13 protein-coding genes and 1 other annotated feature are annotated in these 10,539 nt (G+C 36.6%); all 13 genes read right to left on the bottom strand.

Annotated elements, in window-relative coordinates:
* On the bottom strand, positions 1 to 580 hold a 580-nt coding region (locus V7014_RS11750), incomplete at its 3' end, for a sirohydrochlorin chelatase (RefSeq protein ID WP_335507321.1).
* Positions 581 to 1,354 (bottom strand): uroporphyrinogen-III C-methyltransferase, encoded by a 774-nt coding sequence (gene cobA / locus V7014_RS11745; protein ID WP_335507319.1) that lies wholly within the window; start codon positions 1,352 to 1,354, stop codon positions 581 to 583. It lies immediately after the preceding gene.
* A 28-nt stretch (positions 1,355 to 1,382) separates the two neighbouring features.
* Positions 1,383 to 1,616 carry a DUF3906 family protein gene (locus tag V7014_RS11740; RefSeq protein ID WP_335507317.1) on the bottom strand — a complete coding sequence of 78 codons (234 nt, stop codon included), beginning with the start codon at positions 1,614 to 1,616 and terminating at the stop codon, positions 1,383 to 1,385.
* A gap of 14 nt (positions 1,617 to 1,630) precedes the next feature.
* On the bottom strand, positions 1,631 to 3,259 hold the full coding sequence (locus tag V7014_RS11735) for a nitrite/sulfite reductase (RefSeq protein WP_335507316.1): 1,629 nt from the start codon (positions 3,257 to 3,259) through the stop codon (positions 1,631 to 1,633).
* A 16-nt stretch (positions 3,260 to 3,275) separates the two neighbouring features.
* Positions 3,276 to 3,869, bottom strand: a complete 594-nt coding sequence (gene cysC, locus V7014_RS11730) for an adenylyl-sulfate kinase (protein WP_335507314.1) — start codon at positions 3,867 to 3,869, stop codon at positions 3,276 to 3,278.
* A gap of 11 nt (positions 3,870 to 3,880) precedes the next feature.
* Positions 3,881 to 5,026 (bottom strand): sulfate adenylyltransferase, encoded by a 1,146-nt coding sequence (sat, locus tag V7014_RS11725; RefSeq protein WP_335507312.1) that lies wholly within the window; start codon positions 5,024 to 5,026, stop codon positions 3,881 to 3,883.
* A 1-nt stretch (position 5,027) separates the two neighbouring features.
* Positions 5,028 to 5,747: a phosphoadenylyl-sulfate reductase gene (locus V7014_RS11720; RefSeq protein ID WP_335507310.1), complete on the bottom strand. Its 720-nt coding sequence runs from the start codon at positions 5,745 to 5,747 to the stop codon at positions 5,028 to 5,030.
* A gap of 120 nt (positions 5,748 to 5,867) precedes the next feature.
* Positions 5,868 to 6,011 carry a YezD family protein gene (locus tag V7014_RS11715; RefSeq protein ID WP_335507307.1) on the bottom strand — a complete coding sequence of 48 codons (144 nt, stop codon included), beginning with the start codon at positions 6,009 to 6,011 and terminating at the stop codon, positions 5,868 to 5,870.
* A 389-nt stretch (positions 6,012 to 6,400) separates the two neighbouring features.
* Positions 6,401 to 6,847, bottom strand: coding sequence for a threonine/serine exporter family protein (locus V7014_RS11710; protein WP_335507305.1), 447 nt, complete (start codon positions 6,845 to 6,847; stop codon positions 6,401 to 6,403).
* A gap of 13 nt (positions 6,848 to 6,860) precedes the next feature.
* Complete coding sequence (locus V7014_RS11705; protein WP_335507303.1) at positions 6,861 to 7,616, bottom strand: threonine/serine exporter family protein; 756 nt, start codon at positions 7,614 to 7,616, stop codon at positions 6,861 to 6,863.
* Positions 7,617 to 7,766: 150 nt separating this feature from the next.
* Positions 7,767 to 8,270, bottom strand: a complete 504-nt coding sequence (locus tag V7014_RS11700; protein ID WP_335507302.1) for a hypothetical protein — start codon at positions 8,268 to 8,270, stop codon at positions 7,767 to 7,769.
* A 28-nt stretch (positions 8,271 to 8,298) separates the two neighbouring features.
* On the bottom strand, positions 8,299 to 9,090 hold the full coding sequence (locus V7014_RS11695) for an SDR family NAD(P)-dependent oxidoreductase (protein ID WP_335507301.1): 792 nt from the start codon (positions 9,088 to 9,090) through the stop codon (positions 8,299 to 8,301).
* A 17-nt stretch (positions 9,091 to 9,107) separates the two neighbouring features.
* The gene (locus tag V7014_RS11690) at positions 9,108 to 10,070 is read right to left on the bottom strand and encodes an MBL fold metallo-hydrolase (RefSeq protein WP_335507299.1); all 963 of its coding nucleotides are present in this window, start codon (positions 10,068 to 10,070) and stop codon (positions 9,108 to 9,110) included.
* 178 nt (positions 10,071 to 10,248) lie between these two features.
* Positions 10,249 to 10,464, top strand: a binding site (T-box leader).
* The last annotated feature ends 75 nt before the right edge of the window (positions 10,465 to 10,539 follow it).

Here is a 10,539-nt window from a genome sequence, read left to right as displayed (position 1 = left end):
ATATTAAATAAGGAACAATAATACTTGTTGAGAATTGTGAGTATAATGCAGAGGTAAGACTATCTATAAAAGATGGTTTACAAGCTGTTAAATATGAAATAGATAGAGAAGGAAAAATTTCTCTAGCAGGTGCAATAATCTCTTCTAATTGTGTTTGCACTTCCAACATTCTACTACCTCTTCCTACTATTATTATATGAGCATCGTTAGTAGCCATTTTAGTTCCTTTTACTTGGTCTAGCACTAACTGAGACATTTTACTTGTAACTCCGATAGGATTTCCATATGATAGATCGATTGAAGGATGCAACAATTGTAATCGAACTAGTTCTTGAGGAATATCGTATGTCACATGTCCTGCTGTTAATAGGAGAAAAGGAATCACTGCAATCTTCGTTGCACCTTGCTTTACACATTTGTCAAAACCATCTTCAATTGTAGGTGTAGCCAATTCAAGAAAACCAAATTCCACAATTGGAATATGCGAGAATTCCTTTTGACACTCATTCATAAAAGCTATCGCTTCGGCACAAGAAGATTGACGTCTGCTTCCATGACAAATAAACAATACCGCCTGCATTTACAATGCCTCGCTTACTTTATGACTCATAACAGGTGTTTCCCACCAATTAAGAGAATCATGATACTTTACAACCTCACCAACCACAATCATACAAGGATTCGTTACTTTTTCATCACATGCTTTCTCCACTACATTCTCTAAAGTTGAAATGATCGTTCGCTGTGATGATAGTGAAGCAGTTTGGATTAGTGCTACAGGTGTTTGAGCAGACTTACCGAAATGAATCAATCTTTCTCGTATATAAGCCAAATTAGCAACTCCCATATAGATAGCCAACGTATCGATACCTTTCGCTAAGCTTTCCCACTTCACATCATCTTCTTTACCATCTTGACGATGACCGGTAACAAGGGCAAAGCTCGCACTGCAATCTCGATGTGTCACTGGAATACCAGCATAAGCTGGGGCAGCAATGCCTGCTGTTATACCAGGAATAATTTCAAATGGAATGCCGTGTTTCACAAGAACCTCTGCTTCTTCTCCCCCTCGACCAAACACAAAAGGATCCCCTCCCTTTAGTCGCACAACAATCTTGCCTTTCTTCGCATAATGCACAAGTGAATACGATATTGTTTCCTGATGCATCGAATGATCTCCTGGTTGCTTACCACAATAAACCACATCGGCTTCCTTTTTTGCAAATTGTAAAAGTTCAGGATTAACAAGTCGATCGTAAAGAATAATATCTGCTTGTTGAATACACTTCAAACCTTTTACAGTTATTAAATCTAAATCTCCTGGCCCTGCTCCTACTAAATACACTTTGCTCATTTCATTTCCACCTCTCTTCATATATCATCTAATGATTACTGACTTTTCGTTCTGTCGCCTCTTTCTCATACAACACATACGCATTTCCTGTACGAACGCGTTTCTTCTCATGTAAAATAACCTCATCTGTTACTGGCTCATACAAGAAATGCTTTTCAAGCTCCGTATCAGCTAGACGAAAAGCCTGCTGATCATCCGTTGCCGCTACAACTACAGGGAAAACTTCATTACCAATCTTCACTTCAAAACGATATAAATACATAGTCTTTTTCTCCTTTAGGAAACTTGCTCACTTAAACGAGCTATCGCTTCATCTAAACTTTGTTGAATATGAGCAATGCCCACTCGAATAAAGAATTCTTGATATGTCTCACTCAATAACTTATGTGTTTTGAAATCATTCAACAAATATTCCAAAACAAGCTGCACTTGATCTCCATGCACTTTACCCTTTAATTTTTGGTTAAAGGAACCACCATTCTCTAGTGTACCGCCTACATAAATCTCAAAAGCTTCCACCAATGTCTTATCTTTCGTTTTCATAAGCACACCTTGTAAACCAATATCAGCAATTTGGCGTTGTCCACAAGAGTTAGGGCATCCCACAATATGAATACGAATAGGAACATCAAGCTCGATGTGTTCATCTAAATAATGAGCAATACGAGTCATGCGAGCTTTTGTTTCAACTAAGGCGAGATTGCAATATTCAATACCTGTGCATGAAACTGCGTGACCAATAAATGAATTCGGCTTTGCAGTAATCCGCTCAAAAATTTTTTCTTGTAATAATTGTTCAGTTAATTCATTCGGTACATTTGCAATGATTAAGTTTTGTGAATTACAAGTACGAATTTCTCCGTTCCCATATTTTTTTGCGATTCTAGCAAGCTCAAAAACTTCATCACTATGCAATCGGCCTACCGGGACATTGAAGCCCACATAACTTAAGCCTTCCTGTTTCTGAGGGTGAACACCATAGAAATAACCAGCATTCCATTTCTTAACTGCATCTTCACCTTTTGATAATAAGGGCCCTGTATATTTCTCTAATACTTCTTTAAACTTCTCGACGCCCCAGTCAGCTATTAAGAATTTTAATCGAGAGCGGACACGTTTTTCACGATAGCCGTAATCTCTGAAAATAGTTGTAATGGCAACAGCTGTCTCCTTCACCTCTTCAGGCTTGATAAAAACATCTAGCTGCTGAGCTAAATATGGTCGTGCCGATAACCCTCCACCAACTTTTATATGAAATCCATTCACCCACTCTCCTGCAATTTCTTTCCGTGCTGGAGTGAAAGATAGGCAGTTTATTTCTGCATTAGCAGCATTATGAACATTTGCAGAAATAGACATTTTATACTTTCTTGGTAAATTCGAAAAATCTTCATTACGTTGAAAGAATTCAAATACTTCCTTCACGATTTCACTCGTATCAAATAATTCATTTCGATCTAATCCTGTTATCGGATTACCAACAATGGTACGTGTAATATCGCCACATGCGCCTGCACTTGATAACTCTACATCTTCTAATCTCTGTAGAATATCTGGTATATTCTCAATTGTTAGCCAATGAAATTGAATAGCTTGACGCGTTGTAATATCTACCACATCACGCCCGTAATCTTTCCCTATTCCAGCCAATGTTTCTACTTGTTCTGCATTTAGTATCCCCGATGGCACGTTCACTCGCATCATAAAATAGCCTGCTTCTTTCGGTCTTTGCAAATACAAACCTGCCCATTTAAAACTATCCCAATCCTCTTTCGGAATTGAAGCGAAACCATTTTTCGCATATGTTGGTATATCATCAAATATTCGCAACCCATCCTTCACTAGTTTCTTCTTCTCGCTTGCATTAATATTGTCATCGTCAGCCCATTTTTTTACATAACCCACAATGTAACCTCCCCTTTCAAATAAACTTTCTCGTTTTTAAATAAGCTATAATTTCATTTACCGACTCTTCAATAGATAGCCCTGCTGTATCAATAATTAATTCAGGACGAACTGGCTCTTCATAAGGTGAATCAATACCAGTAAATTGTTTTATTTGTCCTTCTCGAGCTTTTTTATATAATCCTTTTGGATCTCTTTGTTCACAAGCATCCAATGGGCATTTAACATATACCTCAATAAATTCATCATTCTGCAAACTCGCACGAGCTCGATTACGATCCTCCTGGAAAGGGGATATAAAGGCTGTAATAGCAATTGTTCCATTATCCACAAATAACTTAGCAACCTCAGCAATTCTTCGAATATTCTCCGTACGGTCCTCCTCTGAAAATCCAAGATCACTATTCAATCCGTGACGAACATTATCACCATCAAGAACGTAAACACTAATGTTCTCTGAGAATAGTTGCGCTGCTAATTCATTAGCAATTGTCGATTTTCCTGATCCAGAGAGACCAGTAAACCAAATGACAAAACTATGATGACCATTTTGTAAGCGTCTTTGTTGAACATGTACCTGCGAATCATGCCACGTAATATGCTTTTTCACTATAACCACTCCTACGCTTTCACTTTTTTCTCTTGCAAACCTTCAATCAATACTTGAATTACTTCTTTCCTACTAAATGTTGAAGGTGGAACTTCACCCACTCTCAACATCTCACGCACTTTTGTTCCTGATAAAATGACTCGTTGATCAGTAGCATGCGGACATGTTTTGTCAGAAGCCATTCCTTCACATGCATGACAATAAAAACTATGCTCAAAGAAAAGCGGTGTTATGCCAATATCTTCACGAGAAAAATTCAAGAAAATCTTCTGTGCATCATATGTTCCATAATAATTACCTACACCAGCATGATCGCGTCCCACTATAAAATGTGTGCAACCATAGTTCTTTCTCACAATGGCATGAAAAATCGCTTCTCTTGGTCCCGCGTATCTCATCGCAGCAGGGAAAACAGCTAATTGTACCCGATTCTTCGGATAATATTTTTCAAGTAGTACTTCATAACTCTCCATGCGAACATCAGCCGGAATATCATCACTCTTCGTTTCACCTACTAATGGATTTAAAAACAACCCATCCACTATTTCCAATGCTGACTTTTGAATATATTCGTGTGCCCGATGAACGGGATTACGCGTTTGAAAACCAACTACTGTTTGCCAACCTAGCTCAGCAAATATCGCTCGTGTTTCACTCGGTTCAAAATGATAGTTAGCGAACGCTTTTGCTGGCTTTTTGATTAGCGTAATAGAACCTCCAACATACACATTAGGTCTTTCAAAAAGAACGTTAACCCCTGGATGCTCTATATCAGTAGTTCCATATACTAATTGCGCTTCTAACGCTTTATCTGCTGAAAAAACATCCTGTACATCAAGAACTCCATATGTTTCACCTTCAAAGGTAAGTCGTACTTTTTCACCTATTGTAAGCTCTGTAGATGCTTCTTCTGTAACAGGAAGTGTTATTGGCAGACTCCATACAATTCCGTTTTGTAGGCGGGATTTTCGAATAACACTCTCATAGTCCTCTTTCTTTAGAAATCCTGTTAATGGGCTATATGCTCCTACAGCTATTAACTCCAAATCGCTTAATGAAATACGATCTAAAGGTAGCTCCTTTTTAACATCTTCTATGTTTAAATTAGAATTATATTGCTGAATCAATGCTCCTCCATGTGGTAAAATAGTAGTCATTTTATGCTTCCCCCTTTTTTTTCGGCGCTAAATGTAAGCCGCATTCTAATTTCCCTTTCCCTTGCCAACGACCATCTCGACTGTTAGTTGTTACCGCTTTTGTACATGGCTCACAACCAATACTCGGATAGTTAAAATCGTGTAATGAATTGTATGGTAAATCATGTTCTCTTACATGAGCCCAAATTTCATCCCATGTCCAATGAATCAATGGACAAATTTTTATGAGTTGAAATCGGTCATCTTTATTAATAAATTGAACATGCTTTCTTGTTATTGATTGTTCTCTTCTTAATCCAGAAATCCAAGCATCCACTTTCTTTAATTCTTCTTCCAATGGCTGCACCTTTCGCAATTGACAACAAAAATCCGGTTTGCTTTTCCATAACTCTGGTCCATGCTGCTCACTTTGTTCAGCAACCGTTAAGCTTGGCTTCTTCAGTTCAATCTGCAATAAAGGATACCGCTCCTTTGTTTTTTCAATCGTTTCATACGTTTGTTCGAAGTGAAGTCCTGTGTCTAAGAACAACACCTTCGCATTTGTCTTTACTTGTTGTATTAGGTGCAGTAACACGCTAGCTTCTACGCCAAAGCTACATGCGTAAAGCAGCTTTTCACCATATTGCTTATACGCCCACTCTAATACTGAATATGCACCTTTTCCTTTGCTTGTTTCCGAGAATATCGGGATATCCTCTTCCTTAAAAGTCGAATAAAGCAAATCTTCCACACTCCATCTTGTTTAACTAATTTACTAATCTGTGACTACGCAAAAAAGGCAGCCTTAACCAACACGATATTGTGTTGAATTAAAGCCGCCTCTAGTTTTCTAGTCAGCGATTTATTTCAATCTTACTTTTTCATTCTTTTCAAGTTGAATCACTTTTCCATCTTGAACGATTATTGTAATCGATCCAAATTTCATCGTTTTAAGCATATTACTAATTTGTAAAGCTAGAGATTGATATTCACGGTCTAATTCCACAACTGTACCTCCTTAAAAAATTTTCTTGAATTAAAAATCTTTTGGTAGGACAGACTTTTACAGAAGTGCTTACTCTCTCATACCTTCAATAACATACAAACCATACCATGTAGCTGCTTTCTTCATACAGATATGAAGACTCCAATCAGCCTTTCCCTTCGTTTTATTTTCAAAATACATTTATTGTATATTCTGTTTTTTCAAATAATATCACATTTATCGTCAATGTCAACCCGAGTTTATACATAGGAATAATATTTTTTAGAAATAAACGGTGATAAACCTTGATATAATAGCATTTATACAAATTTTTTCTTTTAGTTACAATGAAAAAATTGGACAAATACAAAAAAAACCTACTTCTACAGTAGGTTTTTTTATCAAGTCATCTATATCATATTTCTTCGATTTATAATACGCTTATAAATTTGATGAAGCACTTCTGAAAACACTAATCCAATTGCAATGCTTCCAGAAATTAAGAAAGCTTTTGCTGCTAAATTAATAGCTGTATTGTAATCATTCTCCACGAAATGCCGCATTGCGTTATAAGCCATCCCACCTGGTACTAGTGGAATAATTCCACCTACAGTGAAAATGGTCATAGGTGTTTTATATATTTTCGCGAACATTTGACTAATAACAGCAATCAACGTAGATGCAATCGCCGTTGCTAGAATAATATCCATGCCATTTTGCGTTAAAGTAAAATAAACAATCCATCCAATCATACCAACAAATCCACATTTCAATACCGTCTCGCGTGGAACATTAAAAATAATACCAAACCCTGCAGATCCAATGAAACTTGTAACAAGCTGTGCTAAATATGCCATGTCTATCCCACCTTTATAGTAGCGTTAAAACAATTGCAATGCCGCCACCAATTGCAAAAGCTGTTAAGAACGCATCGGCTCCTTTTGATATACCAGACACTAAATGCCCTGCCATTAAATCACGAACAGCATTCGTTAATAATAATCCAGGTACAAGAGGCATGACCGAGCCTATAATAATTTTATCTAACTCCTGACCAAATCCAATATGAACGAGTATATAAGAAACTACACCAATAATGACTGCAGCTAAGAACTCAGAAACAAACTTTACATTTACGAGCCAATTAAAGAAAAGAAAACCTAAAAAACCAAGACCACCCGCAATAACTGCTGGAATAAAATCTTTCCAACCACCTAAAAACATAATCACGAAACATCCGCTTGATAGCGAAGCTGCCAAAAGTTGAGTGGTCACCGAAAAAGTGACTTTCTTTGCTTCGATTTCTTGTAAGGCGTCATAAGCTTCTTTAACTGACAGCCTTCCCTCACTGATGCTTCTTGACACTTTATTCACATTCGTTATTTTCAATAAATCTGTTGTTCTATTTGAAACGCGAACAAGCTTTGTTTTCTCTTGCTCATCCGAATGAATCGAAAATATAATTCCTGTTGGAACAACAAAACTATCGCATTTGGTCATCCCAAATGCATTTGCTATTCTTAACATCGTATCTTCTACACGATACGTTTCAGCCCCATTTTCTAACAACATTTTCCCGGCAAGAAGACAAACTTCCATTACTTCTTTTTGTTTTTTCTGCTCCATCGTATGTACCTCTTTCAGAAACGTATCCTACACCTCTAGTAGTTATACCTTACTTTCTATTGTATTCGCAACCTAAAAAAATAAACTGTATAAAAAAACTACAGTTTTAAAAAAAAAGCAAAAAAACGGATGAAATAAATTCATCCATCCCTATGCTTCCATATACAATATTTCATAACTTTCATCATCAACCGTAATGGTGAAACCAATATCGACATTTGACCTCCGCATAACGTCCATCTCATAGACACCCTCAGCGTGTACGACATTCGTAATGATGAAATGTTCATCTTCATTATGCTTCAATTGGTGTAGTACGTTAATCATCATTACACTTTCTTTCAGACTTTCTTCATCCGTTAGGACACGCAAGAGTTTTGCATCACCTTTTGCTGGAAATGTTTCTTCAAGAGTCTCCTTATAAAAAGGTTGCACTTTCATGCCAATTTTCAAGTCACTCTTCTTCAAAGATTCACCGTCAGATGTTTGAAGCTGTGTATCGCTATTAATGTTATAAATGGTATCACCTATTAATACAAGATCATCTTTAACAAACTGAGTAATATACCCTTCTGTACCCCCATTCACGGACGAATCATCTTCACAACTAATAAGTAAACTAACGATTACTATAAAAGGAAGCAACCATTTCATTCTCTTCACCTCGATGTGACAATGAAGCTTATTTTTTGAAAAAAAACTTCTGTCCTAATGCCTCAAACATACGTGGAAATACCGCATAAAAGACCGTACCAGCATTCATCCATCCAGGCAGATTAATTTCTCGTTTATTTGTTAGCATACAAGAAATAATTTTTTCTGCTACATCTTCCGGACGAAGCATATATTTTTTTACATTCTTTACATACGTCCCAGAAGCATCGGCTGTTTCAAAAAAATTCGTCTCAATAGGACCAGGATTTACGGTTGTGACAAATACATGATGTTCAGCTAATTCTAAACGTAAAGCATTAGAAAAGCCAAGAACCGCGTGCTTTGTTGCAGCGTATACACTTGATTTTGGTGTAGCTACTTTCCCAGCTTGAGATGCAATATTTATGATATGTCCCGATTGTCTTTGAATCATTGAATCGAGAACCATTCTTGTACAAGCCATTAATCCAAAAATATTTACATCTAGCATTCTTTTTGTTTCCTCTAAATCCATTTCACGCGCTTCTTCAAAAATACCAAAACCAGCATTATTCACTAGAACGTCAATATTACCTACATTTTTTATTACATCAGTAAATACTCGCTCCATTTCCGATAAGTTAGATACGTCCAATTGGAATGAGTATACTTCGACACCAAATTGATTAACTAATGATTTCTCTAATTCTTTTAATCGATTAAGACTCCGTGCAATAAGAACTACGTTTGCCCCACATTTCGCCGATTGAATAGCTATTTCTTTTCCTAACCCACTTGATGCTCCAGTAATAACTACTGTTTTATTATTTAATCTATTCAATCTTTCCACCTCAAGCTTTACTTCACAGAATAAATCATTCCGCGTTCTGTTTCTTCTCCTCTAATTTCTCCTAAATCTTCTAAATAGTCAAGTTGTGCCAGCGTTTCTGAAATTGTTAACCCAAACTGTTTCTTAAATAAAGTCGGAAATAGTTGCTTACAAATATCGAAAACTGTAGATGGCTCCTTGCAAAGCATATCTTTGACTTTCATTGCTCGTTCATGCTGAGCCGCTAATCGTTTGTGAATGAGTTCCTCCGGTTCTCGAATCACTTCACCATGACCTGCATATACAGATTGAATAGGCATCTTTAATAAACTACGTAAAGACTCATTTAATAATAGTTGAGCTTTAGGACGATTTTCACCAACTACCATTGGAGGCTCAATAAGTGGATTTGGTGACACATGTTGCAATAACAAATCTCCTCCAATTAAAGCTCCATCCTCTTCTCTTAATAAAACAATATGCGTTCCGGCATGACCTGGCGTTTCATACACTGTCCAGCCAGGTAACCCTGGAACACTGTCGCCCTCTTGCAACGTATGTGTAAGAGAACGATTACAGCCCATATTTAACGCATCTTCTAACGAACCAATCTTATTAAAAAAATCATCAGGCACTCCCATTTTCTTAGCTAATTCCCAAAAGTATCCTTCACTTTCTTCGATTTTTTCCTGCGTCATAGTAAACCAAAACTCATTGTCAGGATGGCCAAGTAATGGAATATCCGAAGGAAAAAGCTCTACACCCCCAACATGATCCGGATGGTGATGTGTAAGGAGAATCTGATCTATATCACTCATTTCCAATTCAAGTTCTTTTAACCCTGCCTGAAGAGCTTCTTTTGTAGCTGGTGTTTTAGCTCCAGTATCAACAAGTGTTAAGGCTTCACCTTTTATTACGTACGCATTAATATCCCCTACTGGAAAAGGAGTTGGAATAGCGATTTGTGCAATATTATTTTCCCATTTTTTCATTTTACTCACCTTATTTATAAATTATGAACTATCATTCATTTTGATTATTACAAGTTTACTACTATTATATACATATTGTCATTATTTTAACGCGATAAAATGTAAATATTCTGATATATCAACAACTGACTATTGACATATACTATAGTGTTCATTCATAATCTAATAATATATTTCATACTAAGCGTCTAAGTAAGAATAGTAAATAAAGTATAACAAGAAGAGAGTGAAGTTCGTTGGCTGAAAAACTTCACAGTTCCATGCTTTATTGAACCTACCTTACGAGCTGTTAGGCAAACCTAACCGTTTCCCAACGATATAGGGTGTAAAGTGCATCTCTTTAGAAGAGGTGAACAAAGGTGGTACCACGGAAGCAAAATCTTTCGTCCTTTATTTGAGGATGAAAGATTTTTTTTATTTTATTTGCTACTAAAAGCTAATAATAAACCAAATAGATGACCAAATTCTT

Origin of the sequence: Bacillus sp. JJ722 (genome assembly GCF_036963345.1) — a bacterium.
GTDB lineage: Bacteria > Bacillota > Bacilli > Bacillales > DSM-1321 > Bacillus_AD.
Note: the sequence above shows the minus strand (reverse complement) of the source record. Positions and strands in the feature narration are given on the sequence as shown.

Coding starts and splice junctions, on each gene's coding strand:
- cobA (WP_335507319.1), bottom strand. CDS start 1,354: ATGAGCAAAGTGTATTTAGTAGGAGCAGGGCCAGGAGATTTAGATTTA.
- V7014_RS11740 (WP_335507317.1), bottom strand. CDS start 1,616: ATGTATTTATATCGTTTTGAAGTGAAGATTGGTAATGAAGTTTTCCCT.
- sat (WP_335507312.1), bottom strand. CDS start 5,026: ATGACTACTATTTTACCACATGGAGGAGCATTGATTCAGCAATATAAT.
- V7014_RS11710 (WP_335507305.1), bottom strand. CDS start 6,847: ATGGCATATTTAGCACAGCTTGTTACAAGTTTCATTGGATCTGCAGGG.
- V7014_RS11705 (WP_335507303.1), bottom strand. CDS start 7,616: ATGGAGCAGAAAAAACAAAAAGAAGTAATGGAAGTTTGTCTTCTTGCC.
- V7014_RS11700 (WP_335507302.1), bottom strand. CDS start 8,270: ATGAAATGGTTGCTTCCTTTTATAGTAATCGTTAGTTTACTTATTAGT.
- V7014_RS11690 (WP_335507299.1), bottom strand. CDS start 10,070: ATGAAAAAATGGGAAAATAATATTGCACAAATCGCTATTCCAACTCCT.